The organism is Pseudoalteromonas tetraodonis, assembly GCF_002310835.1.
Lineage (GTDB): Bacteria > Pseudomonadota > Gammaproteobacteria > Enterobacterales > Alteromonadaceae > Pseudoalteromonas > Pseudoalteromonas tetraodonis.
Window position 1 is genome coordinate 1,133,556 of record NZ_CP011041.1, and the last position, 17,608, is coordinate 1,151,163.

Here is a 17,608-nt window from a genome sequence, read left to right on the forward strand (position 1 = left end):
TGGGGCCAATGATGCGCCCCGATTGAGTTTATTTTTTTGAAAGTAGCAGGCAGATAATACTGATGAGTGAATTACTAATAGAAGAAGCAACCCTAGATGAAGCTGTTGCAGAACTTTCAACCTTACACGATTGGCTTCGTTGGACAACTAGTCAATTTGCAAGTAGCGGTATTTTCTTTGGTCATGGCACCGATAACGCATGGGATGAAGCGGTAAGTTTGTTATTACCGGCGCTTAGTTTGCCTATCGATGCACCCAAAGAGCTGATGCATGCGCGTTTAACCAGTACTGAAAAAAATCGTTTAGCGGGCTTAATTGCCGAGCGCATTAACGATTTTACCCCAGTACCTTACCTTACCAACATTGCATGGTTTGCTAACATGCCATTTTATGTGGATGAACGCGTATTAATTCCTCGCTCGCCTTTTGCTGAGCTTATTAATAATCGCTTCACCCCTTGGTTAGAAAAACCAGAGTCAGTAGGGCGTATTTTAGATTTATGTACAGGCTCAGGTTGTATTGCTATTGCCTTGGCACAAGCGTTCGAGAATGCGCAAGTTGATGCGGTTGATATATCCTATGAAGCGCTTGAAGTGGCTGATATTAATATCACTGACTATCAACTAAGTGATCGCGTACTACCGATTCAGTCTGACGTATTCAGTGGTGTACCTGGGCAAAAATACGACTTAATCGTAGCAAACCCGCCGTACGTTGATGCTGAAGATATGGCTGATTTACCACGTGAATTCCACCATGAACCAGAACTAGGATTAGCATCGGGACACGATGGCCTTGATGTAACACGTACTATTTTAGATCAAGCTAGTGAGCATCTAACAGATAACGGTTTGTTATTTGTCGAAGTAGGTAACTCTATGGTACATATGGATGCACTGTATCCAGGCGCACCATTTGAATGGATTGAGTTTGAACAAGGCGGATTAGGGGTGTTTGTTATTAGCAAACAACAACTAGATGCCTACTTTGCACAGTAACAATTAATACTAGCCATTCATCCGAAATGGCTGGGCAAAACAATAGCCGAGTTAATCCTCGGCTATAAGTCATTAGGAATGAGGAAAGTTAATGGCAGGTAATAGCATAGGGCAGTTATTTAAAGTGTCCACCTTTGGCGAAAGCCACGGCGTTGCATTAGGCGGCGTAGTGGATGGCACGCCCGCAGGCCTTGAAATCACTGAGGCCGACATACAACACGATTTAGACAGACGCAAACCTGGGCAAAGTCGTTATACCACGCAGCGCCGTGAGAGCGACCAAATCAAAATTTTAGCGGGCGTTTTTGAAGGTAAAACCACTGGTACCAGCATTGGTTTATTAATTGAAAATACCGATCAACGTTCACAAGATTATGGCAAAATTAAAGATGTATTTCGCCCAGGCCACGGTGACTATACCTACTGGCACAAATACGGCCTTCGCGATTACCGTGGTGGTGGCCGTTCATCTGCGCGCGAAACCGCTATTCGAGTTGCCGCAGGCGCTATTGCTAAAAAGTATTTAAAGCAATTTCATGGTATTGAAGTACGTGCGTGTTTGAGCCAATTAGGGCCAATTAAAGCTGAAAATTACGATTGGGATGAGGTGGAAAATAACTTATTCTTTTTCCCAGACGTTAGCAAGCTTGAAGCACTCGATGAATATATGCGCGAGCTTAAAAAGCAAGGCGACTCAGTGGGCGCGAAAGTCAAAGTGGTCGCTAAAAATGTGCCTGTTGGTTTAGGTGAGCCGGTATTTGATAGGCTAGATGCCGAACTTGCCCATTCATTAATGAGTATTAACGCTGTAAAAGGCGTTGAAATTGGCGATGGCTTTGATGTGGTTGAGCAAAAAGGCTCAGAGCACCGTGATGAGTTAACCCCTGATGGTTTTACCTCAAATCATGCCGGCGGCGTATTGGCAGGTATTTCTACAGGGCAAGATATAATCGCATCCATTGCGCTTAAGCCAACATCAAGCATTACCATTCCCGGTAATAGTATTAACACGAGTAATGAAGCGGTTGAGATGATCACCAAAGGTCGTCACGATCCTTGTGTAGGTATTCGTGCTATTCCGATTGCTGAGGCAATGATGGCCATTACTTTAATGGATCATTTACTACGTCAACGCGGTCAAAACCCACATGTTAACCACGAACATGGGCCAATTAAAGGCGCTATTTAAGCGCGCTTTACTATAAATTAATAATAAACGCGCACTAGCGCGTTTATTATGTACAGGCTATACATCTTTATTGCCGCTCAATAATTTCCATGTGCTTAGCGCACCTAAAAATAAAGAGCAGTCATTATGCAAAAAAATAATCAATCTCACGTTACACAAGCTGAATATAAAGCCACCATAAAACGGCTTGAAGAGTTTAGCCGCTTTACCGACAGCAGCATTGGTATTCCGTTTACTAAATTTAGTTTCGGTGTCGAATCATTGATTGGGCTATTGCCAGTGGTAGGCGATTTAGCCGGGCTTATTTTATCTGGGTATGTATTAATTGAAGCGCAGCGATTAGGTGTTAGTAAGCGAGTAAAAAGCCGGATTATTTTAAACATGTTAGTTGATTTTGTAGGTGGGCTTATTCCATTTTTTGGTGATATTTTTGATGCCATGTTCAAAGCAAATACGCGCAATACCCGCATACTTAAAAAGCATTTAAGCGATAAGCTAACCACAAATCCATAAACCACTTAAGTTAATAAATGTGTAATTAGCTCCCATTATTAATTATTTATTTGGTATCAAAGAAGTACTTAGCGATGATCTGTTTTTGTTGCCCAAACTGATCAGAAATTCCAATTCCAATCCCAATTATTTCACCTTGTGCTTGCGGTGGCTCAGCTTGCATAACTTTATTAAACGCAGCCAATGCAGGGTTTTGCTCATTTGCAAGTAGGGTTAAATGTGGCTGAAAGTTTTGAAACACATTTGGGCTACCATAACGCTCAAAGGCCACGAGTTTATTAGGGTAATGCTTTACCCAACTTGGTACTGGCGCTTGATGATCGCGAAGTGGCTCAAGTTTAAGTGTCACTTCATCGGCTAAGCGTTGTAACTGATAAGATTTTTCTAAGTCTATAAAGGCCCAATTACTGGCAGATACACTAAACCCATTGGCTTTAATTTCAAAAGGTTGATGTTTCTTTACAATACGCTCCACCACCTGCTTAATTTCATTTTGTGCCTCTTGCGGATAATCAGTCAAATATAATGTGGCATGCACGGGTAAGCCTTGCTGATAAAACGTGGTTATTTGCTGTTTGGCTAGTTCATTGCTGGTTGTAGCCATGAGCTCAACAATTGGCGAAGAGGGAATAGCAAACACGTTAATACTCACGCTTTTTGCATAACTATTGGCAGAGGCACTCAGTAGCGCTAAAAAAGTAAGAATGCTAACTGGCCATGCTTTAGTGGTGTGTTGTTTAACCATAAGAGTGTATTCATTTAGGTTTTTAGTTTGCATATGGTAAGCGCAATTAGGTGTTCAGTAAATAAAGGCATAAAGTTTTTAAATTTCTGATTTTGTGACTAATATTATTTTAGCTCAAACAATTAATGATTAACTTACTTCATAGGCTTTGAATATTGCTAAATTGCAATTTTCAACGACGTATATTTACTGCTTTTAAAAGTGTCGCAAGGAACGTTCAATGATATTTAAAGCGCTTAAAAAGTTAACAAAAACAGTACGCTTTTCTATTCGTTTGACGGTTGTGGCAGTATTTGTGTTGGCAACGTCTATTACCGCTATTATAGCCACGAGCTTACAGTATTATTTTAGTGAAAAAATGGCGCTCGAGTCGAATGTGCAACACTTTAATATGACCACTCAATCGGTTGCTGATTACCTAACACGCATTAATGAAAAATCTGAAAATACTTTATATATGATGGTAAAAAACACCTCGTTAGTCGGTGAAAACCTTTCAGATAAAACAGAGCTACGAAATGTATTAAGTGAAATGATGGATTTGAATCCTTTGTTTTATGCTTTTTATATGGGCTATAACAATGGTGACTATTTTGAGGTTATTAATCTTGAAAGTAGTGCGATGGTTCGTCAGCGCCTTGGTGCAACGGATAATGACCGCTGGGTCGTTATTCAAATAAAATCTGAAGAAGGGCAAAGAATACAGCAAACGCTTTATTTTGATGCGTCATTTAGCTTAAGAGAAAAAACCAAAAAACCGACGTATTTTGATCCCCGCGAGCAAGCATGGTTTAAGCAAGCAAACTCACAGCAAGTAAACAAAACCAAGCCTTATCTATTTACCCATTTACAAACCTCTGGGCAAACGTATTCGATTAAGATAGCGGGTAAAAATCATGTGCTTGGCTTAGGGATTATCGTTGATAACATGTCTAATTATTTAATCGAACAGAAACAGCGTTTGGAGATGCACAGCTCAACACAGTTACTTATTTATAACCGAGAAGGAGAAATTATTGCCTCAAATCAGCCCTTTAGCTCAACGGTTGAGGCAAGGCTAAATCGGTTGGTACTGGATGAGCAACAGCAAAAAATAGTTGCCAAATATCCTACTATCACAGTTTCAAATGAAACCAATTGGGCACCTATGGATTTTAGTGTCAGTGGTAAGCCTAAAGGCTACAGTGTTGAATATATAAATGCGATTGCTGAACTGTTGGGTATTAAGGTTAATTATATTAATGGACTCAGTTGGCAAGAATTACTTAATTTATTTGAAAATAAGCAGATAGATGTGATTCATCCGGTACTTAATACAGCATCGAATAATACATTGGGTATGCTCAGTATACCCATGGTAACTTTGCCTTTAAGTATTGTTAATCAACAAAACAATCCACCAATTACCCATATGCAGCAACTTGCTGGTAAGTCAGTTGCGGTGGGAGAGGGCTGGTCAATTGTAAAAATATTACGAGCGCAATTTCCAGAAATTAACCTCGTGGAAGTTCCCAACACAAAGGCGTTGTTAATGCATGTTGCCAATGGTGATACTTATGCGGGAATAGACAGCAAAGCCGTATTGCAATATATACAGCAGCAATTTTTTATTGAGGGGATCCAGTACAATCCGCTTGATGAAGACAGTGCCGCGCTTTTTTCAAATGACTACCATTTATTGTTTCAAAACCAAGACGCACAATTAAAAGCTTTGTTTGATTACGCCGCCACGCAACTTCCTCTGCAATTTAAACAACAGCTTAGTGATAAATGGCTCAATACTAACTCAGGGAAAAAATCAAAAATTGTAGGCACTGTTCCTGATGAGCAATTAATCACTTTATTGGATGATGATAGTAACTTCTCTAAGCTACAGTTAGTGAACATTAATGGTAAAGAACAGTATGTTTTTATTAAGCCACTATCTGATTATTTAGCGCTAGCTAGTACGGGCTATTTAGCCATTATGGTTTCTAAAGAAGATGTATTGAGCTCCACAAGAGAAAAAATAAAGCTTTCAATAATAATTACGGTTGCCTGCTTAATTATGATGTTACCAGTGTCGTGGTTTTTTGCATCCCCCATTGTCGGTCCTATTAAAACGCTGGTGGGTGAAAACAATAAAATTAAAAATCGGCAGTTTAAACAAGTCTCGACTTTAAAAAGTCATATTAAAGAAATTAATACGTTAGCTTACTCTATGGTTGATATGAGTAAGTCGATACAGCAACATGAAGACAGTCAAAAAGCACTCATGGCGTCGTTTATCGAGTTAATAGCACAAGCCATTGATGATAAATCTCCCTATACAGCGGGGCATTGCGAGCGCGTACCTGAACTCGGTATTGAGCTTGCTAAGGCCGCTTCAGAGTCAGAGTTACCCGCTTTTAAAGGGTTTAAGTTTAAAAATGATGATGAGGTTGAAGAATTTAGTTTAGCCGCTTGGCTACATGATTGCGGTAAAATAACCACTCCAGAGCACATAGTTGATAAAGGCACTAAGCTGGAGACTATTTATAATCGTATTCATGAAATTAGAACGCGTTTTGAGGTACTTTGGCGAGATGCCGAACTTGATTACTATAAATCATTGCAACACAGTCCTCAAAATCAGCTCGACTTAACCAAGCAGTTGGCAGCTAAACAGCAACAGTTGCTGGACGACTTTGCTTTTATTGCACAGTGTAATATTGGCGGCGAAAAAATCACAGAAGCTGCCCTTGAGCGTTTAACTGCGTTGAGTAATATTACTTGGCAGCGTCATTTTGACGATAAGTTGGGGCTTTCACCAGTAGAAATGTATCGCTATGAAGGGACTGATGACACGCTTCCCATCACAGAAAAATTACTCAGTGATAAACCTTGGCACTTAATTCCTCATGATAAGCCGATTGAATATGATGAGCGTTTAGGGATTAAAATTGCCCCATGTAAATATAAATATAACCTAGGGGAGCTTTATAATTTAACAGTTTCAAGAGGCACTCTTACTAAAGAGGATAGGTTTAAAATTAATGAGCACATGATAAGTACGATACGTATGCTCGATACACTGCCGTTCCCTAAAGAACTTGAGCGCGTACCGCGTTATGCCTCTACCCATCACGAAACATTAATCGGCACAGGCTATCCGCGTAAACTCAATGCGGATGACTTATCGATACCTGAGCGGGTGTTGGTACTTGCTGACATTTTTGAAGCATTAACAGCAGCCGACAGGCCCTATAAAAAGGCAAAAACACTCAGTGAGTCCATCGGTATATTAGCTAAAATGGTGGCCGATCAGCATGTTGATAAAGCCGTATTTGAATTATTTTTAAGTTCAGGTATTTATCTTGATTATGCTAAGCGTTATCTCAATGCTGAACAAATAGATGAAGTAGATATTTCTAAATATATAACTTAGGGCCAAAGCGTTAAAATTAAACCGCTTAGCGCTAACAATGTTTTTAATCACTTGTTTTTTACTTTGTAGATAAAAGTACGTACAATTCGCTTCGTTTTTAGTGTGCTTTATACTAATTTCATCTGTCTTTAAAGCATCGGGTTCAAACGAGTATACGAAGTATTTATGCACCAAGTAGCTGATCTGATTTCTATTTTCGAACACACTTTTTACCAAAGCTATAACACGCGTTTGGTAAAAGGTGATCATGAGCCTATTTACATTCCCGCAAATGATACAACCCCGCATCATCAAATTATGTTTGCCCATGGTTTTTATGCCAGCGCATTGCATGAAATAGCCCATTGGTTAGTGGCAGGTTCTCAGCGCCGCTTAGTTGAAGATTATGGTTATTGGTATTGCCCTGATGGGCGCGATGCTTCACAGCAAGCGGAGTTTGAATCAGTAGAGGTAAAACCTCAAGCAATAGAGTGGGCATTGAGTGTGGCTGCCGGGTTTGATTTTAACGTATCGGTAGATAATTTAAATGGTGAGCAAACATGTCGATTTGCGTTTCAGTCTCGCGTTCATGCAAAGTTATTAGAGTTATTGCAAAACGGGTTTAACCCAAGAACAACCTTACTATTAAAAGCACTGTGTAAATTTTATAACACCACGTGGCCATTACATGCTGCGCAGTTTTCATGGCATTCTCCCGAGGAGTTAAAAGATGCAGTTTAAGTTAGGATTGATTGTAAATCCGGTCGCAGGGCTCGGTGGTAGTGTTGCGCTTAAGGGCAGTGACGGTGAAGACACCGCTGCTAAAGCCATTGCATTAGGTGCAGAGCCTAAGTCAAATAGCCGCACTAAAGCTGCACTTGAAGTGCTTGTACCTCATCAATCAAACATTACTATTTATACTGTTAATGATGAAATGGGGGAGCAAACAGCAAAAGCGTTGGGCTTTAATACGCAAGTGGTTTATCAAAGTAACTCACCCACAACCAGTGACGATACCGAAGCTGCAGCTCGTTTATTACAGCAACAAGGTGTAGATTTAATCTTATTTGCTGGTGGCGACGGAACGGCGCGCAATATTTGCCATGCTGTAGAAGACTCTGTACCCGTGTTGGGCATTCCTGCTGGGTGTAAAATTCATTCCGGCGTCTATGCCATAACGCCAAAAGCCGCAGGCCGTGTAGTTGAAATGCTGGTAAAAGGTGAGCTGGTAACATTAAGCGATGCTGATGTCATGGACATTGATGAAGTGGCTTTTCGCCAAGGAACAGTAAAAGCAAAACGTTATGGTGAAATGCAAGTGCCAAGTGAAGTGCGCTATGTACAAGCGGTTAAAAATGGCGGTAAAGAAACTGACGAGCTGGTGCTAGCAGATATAGCTGCTTATGTCGTTAGTGAAATGGATGCCGATATCCTCTATGTCATGGGTAGTGGCTCTACCGTTGGCGCAGTGATGGAAGAGATGGGGCTTGAAAACACCTTACTCGGTGTTGATCTCGTTGAAGATCAAGCTTTAGTAGGGCAAGACCTAACAGCCCAGCAACTTCTTGAACTTACCAAAGAACGTGAAACAAAGTTAGTGATCACCCTAATTGGCGGTCAAGGGCATATTTTTGGTCGAGGCAATCAACAACTCAGTCCTGCGTTAATTAAAGCGATAGGCCGCGATAATATTATTGTGGTGGCTACTAAAACAAAATTACAGGCTTTAAATGGCCGACCGCTGATTTGTGATACCGGCGATAGCAAATTAGATGATGAATTAAGCGGTTATATACGTGTAACCAGTGGGTTTAACGACCATATTATGTATGCAGTAGGTCATCAAGATGGGCTGCACCCAGAGGAGAAGTAACACATGAGTTTAGTAAATTACATAGATGCTGCGCAGCAATATTTTGATGATTTAGTGATAAAAGCAACCGATGACGAGTTATTTGCTGGCGGTTATTTACGCGGCCACTTTGATTTAGCCGTAGGTTATGCACAAGTTGAAGAGTTAAATCTAGAAATTGCAGAACTAAACGACACGGTTGAAAAAAGCTTAGTAAAAGCTTATCGCAATGGCGAACTTAATGAAGATGATAAAGCACTCGTAGTAAGAATATGGGATGAAGTAAAAGCACTCGCATAAGCTTTTTTTATTCATTAAAAATAGCGCGGCTACTGAGCCGTGTTTTTTTGTGCCTAAAAAAGAACTTGTTTATTCAGTTAAAATTTACCTCATTCCTTAGATACGCTAAAGTAGCACAGTCTAAATTCTAGGGAACAAGTGAAATGAATAACAATAATGATGCGACAATGCCAACTGGCATAGTTGCGCGATTTTTAAATTTTGTTGAGCGGGTAGGTAATAAGCTTCCTGATCCAGCAATTATCTTTTTGTTTGCCATGTTATTAATCTGGTTTTTGTCTTGGTGGTTTTCAAGCGTCACATTTGATGCAATAGACCCTCGTACTGGCGAAGCCATTATTATTAATAACATGCTTGCCAGCGATTCGTTGGCCACTTTTTTATCTTCTATGGTAAAAACATTCACCGGTTTTGCGCCACTGGGTGTAGTACTGGTTGCTATGCTAGGTGTAGGCGTTGCAGAGCATTCGGGCTTTATTAATACCGGCCTTAAATTAATGCTCAAAGTAACGCCTAGAAAATTACTAACACCCTCAATTATTTTGGTAGCTATTGTGAGCCATACGGCTACCGATGCAGGGTATGTGCTGGTTATTCCACTTGCTGGGGTAATATTTTTTGCAGCAGGTCGTCATCCGCTTGCAGGTATTGCAGCGGCATTTGCAGGGGTTAGCGGTGGCTTTGGCGCTAACTTTATTCCATCTGGGATTGACCCGTTACTGCAAAGCTTTACGCAAAGTGCAGCACAAATTATTAATCCAACAATGAGCATTAACCCGCTTAATAACTGGGGCTTTGCTTCAGCATCAAGCTTATTTATTGTAATGTTAGGCTGGTACATCACCGATAAAATTATTGAACCACGTTTAAAAAATTCACCAGTAGATGGTGAAACTCAAGACCTACCAGCATTTGAAGATGCCCGTAGTGACGAAAAGCGCGCCTTTCTTATTGCTAGTTCCGTAATGATTGCAGGTATTGCGTTATTAGCGTATGTATCCGCACCCGCTGATTCAGCGATGCGCAGCAGCGATGGCTCTTTAACAAACTTTAGTTCACCACTAATGCAGTCAATAGTGCCGCTAATCTTCTTACTGTTTTGGATCCCAGGCGCAGTATATGGTTTTACCGTAGGCACCTTTAAAAGCTCTAAAGACATGATAGATGCGATGAGCAAAGCCATGAATGGTATGGCGTATTACATTGTTATGGCATTCTTTTGTTCATTATTTATTGCTGCATTTAGTAAATCAAACCTAGGTGCCTTACTGGCAATTGAAGGGGCTCAGGTATTAAAAGCAATGGAGTTACCGAGCTCTGTAACGGTCGTAGGGATTATTTTCTTAACTGGTTTTGTAAACTTATTTGTTGGTTCAAGTTCGGCTAAGTGGGCACTATTAGGTCCGGTATTTGTACCTATGCTAATGCAACTCGGTATTTCGCCAGACTTAACGCAAGCGGCGTACCGTGTGGGAGATTCTAGCTCTAATATTATCACTCCGCTCATGCCATACTTCCCACTAGTTGTGGTGTACTGTCAAAAATACGTTAAAGGCACAGGCATAGGTACGCTTATCGCGATGATGCTACCGTATTCAATCGCCTTTATGATTGGCTGGAGTATCTTCTTGCTAGGCTACTGGGCACTTGGTATCCCATTAGGGCTTGATGCCAGCTACGTGTACCCAGCAGTAGCGCCTTAACTTAAATCTTGATTCATAAACCTCACTCACTCGAGTGAGGTTTATATAAAAGTGCTGTAATATTCAAAGTAAGTCTAAGTTACCTTTCTAAATCTCTCACTATATAGCCAAACAAACTAGCCTCACCAAAAATATAAACATAATCGTTTTTGTTATTCATTATTGTAGACTTATCTTCGTACCATCTAAAATCATGAGTTTCGTTTGTTTTAGGATCTTTAAAATATAAACGAGTACAATTATCTTCATAATCAGAACCACACTTTTGCACATCAGTTAGGATATATTCCTTATACCAATAGTCGCCTTGCGTGTAGTAAGCCCATAATTTAATGGGGGCAGAGAATAAAAAATAGAGACTTGCATAGATTAACAAAGGGATTAATGGGTACGCGAATATTAATGATAATTTCGTTTTTGTATCTGAAAAACTATATTTAAGGTGCTCTCTGTATTTACTGCAGCGTCTATATTTATTGAATACAAGTATATTTAAATAGATGAATGATGCGCCACAAATAATAGGGAATGCTATAAAGAAAATAACGTCGTATATTTCATTTGTGATAAATGGTGGATCTGTAAAGTCCATTAAAATAGGAATAATTATGCATAATAAAATAGGTAACATTATTACTACAAAGAGTAAGTTGTCGTAATTTCTTTTCAATTTTTAATTCGTCCATGAATTATAGCCTTTGCTTAGTTTACATAAATTTTATTGTTTTAAAAATCAAAGAAAACATGTTTATACACATTAAGTAATCTGAGTTTTGGATAATAAAGCTATCTCAATCAGCTTTTTCAACGCTAATTACGTTGAATTTACTTACAATAGGCTAGCTATTGACGCGTAATTTCGCCTTGTTTTCACTGCAATCTCTGGTTAGAGAAAACAAAAAAATATTTTTAATTCAATCTGTTAGTTAAGTGCCTAATACTGACTTGCGGCTTCAAGTTACGGAAATTAAGCAGATAGCTGAATTCTAGACACAAAAAAGCCTTGGCACTTTCATGCCAAGGCTTTTTTTCTAAAGAGTCGTTGCTTACTTAGCGGTAAAGCTAACTGGGCGACGTTCTTTACGAGGGCCGCTACGCTTATCAGGGCGTTGACCATCTTTATTAAAGCTACGCTTCTTGTCACCAGCAGGGCGTTCAGAACGCTCGCCGCGTGGCTCAGAAGGGCCTTGATCTTGTGTTAATGTCATACCCATTGGGCGTTTACAAATAAACACTTTCTGGAAGTGATCAAGTACATCTTTAGGCATGTTTTGCGGTAATTGTACCGTACTGTGACTGTCGTGAAGACGAATGTCACCAATAAACTTGCTTGAAATGTCTGCTTCGTTAGCAATTGCGCCAACAATGTTCTTAACCTGAACACCATGCTCACGACCTACTTCGATACGGTATGTATCCATAGGGCCTGCATCACGGCTGTTACGCTCGCGTGGTTTACGCTCAGCGCGCTCACCACCGCGTTCAGGGCGTTCGTTACGACGACCACGGTCATTGCTACGAGGATTACGATCATTACGTTCGTTACGCTCACGCGGTTGAATCTTAACTTCTTCAACTTTAATTGGTGATTGTTGCTGTGCTAAACACAGTAACGCACCCGCTAAGTCTTCAGGAGCAAGCTCAAGTTTTTGTGCCATGTTGGCAGCCACTTCATTGAAGAAAGTAATATCTTTGTTTTCAAGCGCAAGCGTAAGCTTTTCTTGTAAGGCATTGATACGTTTTTCTTCAACAACTTTAGCTGTAGGTAATTCAACTTGTGCGATTTCAGATTTAGTATGACGAATGATATTTTTAAGTAAATAACGCTCGTTATGCTTAACGAAAAGAATCGCTTTACCAGTACGACCAGCACGACCTGTACGGCCGATACGGTGAACGTAGGCTTCAGAGTCTTGTGGAATGTCGTAGTTGATAACTAAGCTTAAACGGTCTACATCAAGACCACGTGCCGCTACGTCTGTTGCAATAACAACGTTTAGCATGCCGCTTTTTAAACGATCAACCGTGCGCTCACGCGCTTGCTGGTTCATGTCACCGTTAAGTGGCGCTGCAGAGAAACCTTCGCGCTCTAATAACTCAGCAAGTTGCACTGTATCGTTACGCGTACGTACGAAAACAATAGCACCTTCGTATTGTTCAGCTTCTAAGAAACGAACAATCGCTTTATTTTTATGTACGTGTGCATTCCAAAACACTTGTTCAACTGATGATACAGTTGAGTTGCGCGCAGAAATATGAACCTGTTCAGGGTTATTCATATATTTGCTGCTGATGTTTTGAATTTGCTTAGGCATAGTCGCAGAGAAAAGACATGTTTGCTTTTCACGCGGTGTTTTTTCCATGATGCTTTCTACATCATCGATAAAGCCCATACGTAGCATTTCATCGGCTTCATCAAGTACAAGGGCTTGTAAAGCATCAAACTTGATAGTGCCACGGTTTATGTGATCGATTAAACGACCTGGTGTAGCAACGATAATCTGTGCGCCACGACGAAGTGCGCTCAGCTGGATGCTGTAGCTCTGGCCACCATAAAGTGCCAATACTTCAACACCACGAGTGTGTTTTGCATATTGTTCAAATGCCTCAGCTACTTGGATCGCAAGCTCACGGGTAGGTGTGAGTACAAGGATCTGTGGCTGTTTCACAGACGGGTCAATATTATTTAGTAATGGCAGTGCAAATGCTGCTGTTTTACCTGTACCCGTTTGTGCTAGTCCCAGTACGTCCTTTCTTTCTAGCAATAACGGTATACATTGAGCTTGGATTTCAGATGGTGTCTTGTAACCCAACTCTTCAACTGCCTTTAAAATTGCAGGAGAAAGATTTAGAGATTCAAACGTGACTGGTTCTGACATTAATACGCCTCAACGAATTTAAAGAGGCGCGCATTGTATAGGAAATGCGAGGCAAATGCTTGTATAAATTACAACTAATTTATATGTGTTTGATGTTGGTCGAAATTTAACCAGCTTCAATTGTACGTTAATTGAGCTGGTTAACACTCTGTCTACAAAATTACTGGTAAAGGCCTAGGTTTTCTTTAGCATAAGCTTCAAATTCAGTGAATCCACCAATATGAGTTTGGTCTACAAAAATCTGCGGTACGGTTGGGCATGGTTTGCCTGCAGACTTCTCTAAATCTTCTTTACTGATACCTTCTTTGATGATGTCGATGTAGCGGTATTTAAAATCATCGCGATCATTAGCAAGTTGCTCTGCAACATCTTTAGCGCGAACACAAAAAGGGCAGCCTTCACGGCCAAAAATTACTGTTAACATAACGCTCTCCTCAAATTAGTTGACCCTAGTGTAACTAATTTCATTTTTTATTACAGTGCAAAAAAACGATTATTGCGTTCGCTTTTTTTAGGGCCTGTAAAAAAATAAAAATATTTTATAAAAAAATCTTGAAATAAAATTGCCCGCCCATAAATAGTTATTTGAGGACGCCTGATGGGTCTTCAGTAAATCAGAACTATTTGAAAATTATATTATTAATTAACTTTTGCCGTTACTTGTTCAAACGAAAAGTAGCAGCAATATATCGCTTAAATATGAGGATATTATTATGCGTACAGTAGATTTATCACCCCTATACCGTTCATTCATTGGTTTCGATCATTTAGCATCATTAATGGATGCCGCTGCACGAACTGATAAGCAGCCAAGTTTTCCTCCTTATAACATCGAAGCGCTTGATAAAGACAAGTACCGTATCACTATGGCAGTCGCTGGATTTAGTGAAGACGAGTTAAGCTTACAATCTGAAAACAACACTTTGGTTGTATCAGGCACTAAAGCAGGTAAAGAGCAAAATGATGAGCGCAAATTTATTCATCAAGGGATTGCCGAGCGTAACTTTGAGCGTAAGTTTCAGTTAGGCGACCACGTTAAAGTACTTGGTGCAGACTTAGCCAATGGCTTACTAAGCATCGACCTTGAACGTGAGATCCCAGAAGCCCTTAAGCCACGTAAAATCGAGATTGGCTCAGGCAATATGCTAGAAAGCAAATAGTTAAGCTAGCACATGTATTTTCCCTGTGAAAAGCCGCCATTTGGCGGCTTTTTGCGTTGTTAGTCTTTTAAGTTTATTTGCATTTGTTTTAAAGCGTTAATTTTATCTATCGCAACTTGCAGTTGTTCTTGTGAAAGCTTTTTTTGTCGGCCTTTAGCCAGTAATTCTTCAAGTTTTAATATTTTGGCTTGTGCAGCAATAACAAAACGTTGCTCTAGCTGTCTTTGCTGTTCAAGGTGGAAATCTTGATATGCCTGGTGATTATTTAAATCACCGCTGTACTGAGCAACTGGCTGAGTATTTTTTACTATGTTGGGTAAATAGGCAGGAGAGGTTATTGGTGGCAAAGGCTGAGGGCTCGTATTGTTAGTTGTAACCGTGTTTAATTGCGTGCTTTTCAGCTCTTGGGTCATGTCAGCAGTAGTCAGCTCAAGTGACGTTATTTGCTTAACACTTTTAGCTTGGTTAAGGGAATCAATATTCTTTATCGTTGGTTTACTAGTATATTGAGTAAAAAGTGCGTACATACCAACACAAGCTACAACAACAGAAACGAAAACTTTTTTGCTCATAAAATTACTCCTGTCTTATTTTGCCACTTGAGCCAAGTATCCTCATACTGTTGTACCGCTTTTTGTTTTGCGATGGCCTTTGTTGCTTGGTACCGAACGGTTTCATCTTCTGGCGAAAAGTACTCAAACTGATGCTCATAACTGTGTATCACCACCCATTCACCACTGGGTGTACGTATAACAGGAGAAATGGTGTTTTCTTTAGTTGTGAACGCAAGTTGTACAACCCAGCTACTTTTGTTTTTACGGTTTAATTCACTGTTGTATTGAGCATATATATCTTGTTTTCCTGATATTACTAATGCTTGTTTTAGCGTTTTGTTACCGGCCAAGGTGCGAAAACCTAAAGCATTGGCTCGATTTGCAAATTGAGCTCCATGGGCTTTTACGTGGCTTAAAAATTTAAACTGCGATTTATTGGCTTGATAAAATGCTTTAATTTCGCTTTTGTTTACTTGTTTCTCTAGTTTTTCAAGAACGGGGCTTTGCATATGCATCATTGTATTTATGCCTAGCCAGCTTTGAATGGAGGAGCGCAAAATATCTCCTTGAGCTATTTCATACAGATGTTCAATATCAATATTCTGTTTTGCCAAAATCGGTTTGGCTTTTGAAAACGCTATATTGAATTGCCGTTTTTTTATTAATTCACTTTTGAATAGTTCACTATCTCCTTTGTGGAGTTTAAAGCGTACCTGCATTGATAGTGAATCGACAAATTCATATAAATTAATAGCGTTATACAAAAGAGGGGTTAAATCAAACTGCTGCATTTTTTTGATGGCGCTTTGCACATACTGGCCATTTTTAGGGTAGGGCCCTAATGTGTGTTTAAGCCATTGGTTATCATAAATTTCAAGCTTTATCGGGCTTGACTGTGCACTTATAGCTAATTGTGAATCGAGCAGATTTTTTAAGTAACGTTCAACATGGTATTGAGTACTAAAACCAACGGCAGATTGTCGTTTTATTATCGCAGGGGTTTTTAGCGCAGCTTGTTGTAATAAAAACTGATTCTCATACAGACGAGTTCTAACTTCATTGATTGTAATATCAGGGTTGTGCTTTAAATAAGCACGATGCATAAAGTTAATTTCATCACTGTTGTATTGTGTAAATGATGCCATTACTAGGGAGTGGTAAAACACACCTAGTAATGTAATCACTAAAATTGCCATTTTTTTCATTAGCGAGCAACCATGGCATGGTTTAATAAGTGCACCACCATTGCTATTGCATGGGGCACGACCTGCTTAGCTATATTAAGGCGATCAAAATGATCTTCTGAGTTGAGCACAATCCCACCTTGTGCATAAGAAAATGAACCGCCTTGAGTTAATAATGGGCGAACATCTTGGCTATTTTTATCTAAAGGCGAGAACGTTTGCATTGCTTGAGTAACGAGTGATAAATCGTTGAGCTGCTCTTGGTCATAGTAATCGTTTACCCAACTTTCCCAGCTAGAATGATTTAGATCTGATGTGGTCCACGTGTGGTGAGGCTGTAATAAATCAGTAGTATGGAACACAAACCCTAATACTTGCGGATTGCCGCTCTGTAAGTAACTTTGATACCAATATTGCCCTAAATTATCGATAGGTTGAAATGGCATTTCTTCAAAGTCATCGTACATAGAATAGGTTGAGTTGCTATCGATTCTGTAGTGAGATTCTGTTACACCATAACTGTTATATTTTGAAGAGTCGGCATTGAACCAACCTGTTTCTCCCCCTTTACCATCATCAAGATAGTCACCTTTAAGCCAAGCAGATGCAAGATTATCAATAGTGCCCCAAACGGTGAGCTTTTCATAATTATAACCACCAAAATCGTTTCCATGGTGGTCTGCACCTTGGGTATGATTTTGAAAATGCCAATAGCTTGTATATTTAACTATACTTTGCGCTGCTCCCCATACTGGCGCTTGAACACATGAACCTGTAATAGCACCACAGAAAAAGGTGTCTTCAAAGTCATCTACATCATAAGCAGCTTGTCCCAGCAGCTCCGCTAATTCAGAGATTGTCAGATTGTTTTGTGCAGCGTACTGACGTAGGGCAGCATATTCGGTGCTGGCTGGGTGTTGCTGCATATAATTTACGGCATCAAGAACAATACGTTTGTGAGTTTCTTGACTAAAAGCTTGAGCTTGGCTTGTACCGAGCAATAAAAGTGTCGCTGCAATTAATTGTTTTTTCATTTTATTCTCATCATAGTCTGGAGTAAGAGGTGCTATTAAAAAATAAGCTCATTACACTGACATGACAAATAAATTAAACATTTAATTAACAATATTACCTATTTTGGTACTT

16 protein-coding genes are annotated in these 17,608 nt (G+C 39.8%); 9 read left to right on the forward strand and 7 right to left on the reverse strand.

Features of this window, described 5'->3' with window-relative positions; translation table 11 throughout:
- Positions 1-62 precede the first annotated feature (62 nt).
- The 3 genes from prmB (at position 63) to PTET_RS05305 (ending at position 2,700) form a co-directional block, all read left to right on the forward strand.
- On the forward strand, positions 63-998 hold the full coding sequence (prmB, locus tag PTET_RS05295; protein WP_013464520.1) for a 50S ribosomal protein L3 N(5)-glutamine methyltransferase: 936 nt from the start codon (positions 63-65) through the stop codon (positions 996-998).
- A gap of 91 nt (positions 999-1,089) precedes the next feature.
- Complete coding sequence (gene aroC, locus PTET_RS05300) at positions 1,090-2,187, forward strand: chorismate synthase (RefSeq protein WP_033103875.1); 1,098 nt, start codon at positions 1,090-1,092, stop codon at positions 2,185-2,187.
- 126 nt (positions 2,188-2,313) lie between these two features.
- Complete coding sequence (locus PTET_RS05305) at positions 2,314-2,700, forward strand: DUF4112 domain-containing protein (RefSeq protein WP_013464522.1); 387 nt, start codon at positions 2,314-2,316, stop codon at positions 2,698-2,700.
- Positions 2,701-2,746: 46 nt separating this feature from the next.
- Here the strand turns inward: PTET_RS05305 and PTET_RS05310 are convergent, their stop codons facing one another.
- Positions 2,747-3,445, reverse strand: a complete 699-nt coding sequence (locus PTET_RS05310) for a 2'-5' RNA ligase family protein (protein ID WP_029609924.1) — start codon at positions 3,443-3,445, stop codon at positions 2,747-2,749.
- A 220-nt stretch (positions 3,446-3,665) separates the two neighbouring features.
- Between PTET_RS05310 and PTET_RS05315 the strand changes: the two genes are divergently transcribed.
- The 5 genes from PTET_RS05315 (at position 3,666) to PTET_RS05335 (ending at position 10,685) form a co-directional block, all read left to right on the forward strand.
- The gene (locus PTET_RS05315) at positions 3,666-6,851 is read left to right on the forward strand and encodes an HD domain-containing phosphohydrolase (RefSeq protein ID WP_096038303.1); all 3,186 of its coding nucleotides are present in this window, start codon (positions 3,666-3,668) and stop codon (positions 6,849-6,851) included.
- 165 nt (positions 6,852-7,016) lie between these two features.
- Complete coding sequence (locus PTET_RS05320) at positions 7,017-7,571, forward strand: elongation factor P hydroxylase (RefSeq protein ID WP_013464525.1); 555 nt, start codon at positions 7,017-7,019, stop codon at positions 7,569-7,571.
- Positions 7,561-8,703 (forward strand): ATP-NAD kinase family protein, encoded by a 1,143-nt coding sequence (locus PTET_RS05325; protein ID WP_010391378.1) that lies wholly within the window; start codon positions 7,561-7,563, stop codon positions 8,701-8,703. The genes PTET_RS05320 and PTET_RS05325 overlap by 11 nt, the downstream gene beginning before the upstream one ends.
- Before the next feature lie 3 nt (positions 8,704-8,706).
- Positions 8,707-8,982 (forward strand): YfcL family protein, encoded by a 276-nt coding sequence (locus PTET_RS05330; RefSeq protein ID WP_010391380.1) that lies wholly within the window; start codon positions 8,707-8,709, stop codon positions 8,980-8,982.
- Between the two features lie 143 nt (positions 8,983-9,125).
- Entirely contained in the window at positions 9,126-10,685 is a 1,560-nt protein-coding gene (locus tag PTET_RS05335) for an AbgT family transporter (RefSeq protein WP_010391381.1), read from the forward strand.
- A gap of 79 nt (positions 10,686-10,764) precedes the next feature.
- Here PTET_RS05335 and PTET_RS05340 read toward each other — a convergent pair whose 3' ends face one another.
- The 3 genes from PTET_RS05340 to PTET_RS05350 form a co-directional block, all read right to left on the reverse strand.
- Positions 10,765-11,316: a hypothetical protein gene (locus tag PTET_RS05340; RefSeq protein WP_236613528.1), complete on the reverse strand. Its 552-nt coding sequence runs from the start codon at positions 11,314-11,316 to the stop codon at positions 10,765-10,767.
- A gap of 415 nt (positions 11,317-11,731) precedes the next feature.
- The gene (locus PTET_RS05345) at positions 11,732-13,564 is read right to left on the reverse strand and encodes a DEAD/DEAH box helicase (RefSeq protein ID WP_016899447.1); all 1,833 of its coding nucleotides are present in this window, start codon (positions 13,562-13,564) and stop codon (positions 11,732-11,734) included.
- Positions 13,565-13,724: 160 nt separating this feature from the next.
- Positions 13,725-13,988: a GrxA family glutaredoxin gene (locus PTET_RS05350; RefSeq protein WP_008114535.1), complete on the reverse strand. Its 264-nt coding sequence runs from the start codon at positions 13,986-13,988 to the stop codon at positions 13,725-13,727.
- A 289-nt stretch (positions 13,989-14,277) separates the two neighbouring features.
- Between PTET_RS05350 and PTET_RS05355 the strand changes: the two genes are divergently transcribed.
- Entirely contained in the window at positions 14,278-14,724 is a 447-nt protein-coding gene (locus PTET_RS05355; protein WP_016899448.1) for an Hsp20 family protein, read from the forward strand.
- A 59-nt stretch (positions 14,725-14,783) separates the two neighbouring features.
- Here PTET_RS05355 and PTET_RS05360 read toward each other — a convergent pair whose 3' ends face one another.
- From PTET_RS05360 to PTET_RS05370, 3 genes are read right to left on the reverse strand one after another with little or no spacing between them, the layout of a single operon-like run.
- The gene (locus PTET_RS05360; RefSeq protein ID WP_016899449.1) at positions 14,784-15,296 is read right to left on the reverse strand and encodes a hypothetical protein; all 513 of its coding nucleotides are present in this window, start codon (positions 15,294-15,296) and stop codon (positions 14,784-14,786) included.
- Positions 15,293-16,483, reverse strand: a complete 1,191-nt coding sequence (locus tag PTET_RS05365; RefSeq protein WP_016899450.1) for a peptidyl-prolyl cis-trans isomerase — start codon at positions 16,481-16,483, stop codon at positions 15,293-15,295. The genes PTET_RS05360 and PTET_RS05365 overlap by 4 nt, the downstream gene beginning before the upstream one ends.
- Complete coding sequence (locus PTET_RS05370) at positions 16,483-17,496, reverse strand: phospholipase C/P1 nuclease family protein (protein ID WP_016899451.1); 1,014 nt, start codon at positions 17,494-17,496, stop codon at positions 16,483-16,485. The genes PTET_RS05365 and PTET_RS05370 overlap by 1 nt, the downstream gene beginning before the upstream one ends.
- Positions 17,497-17,608: the final 112 nt, after the last annotated feature.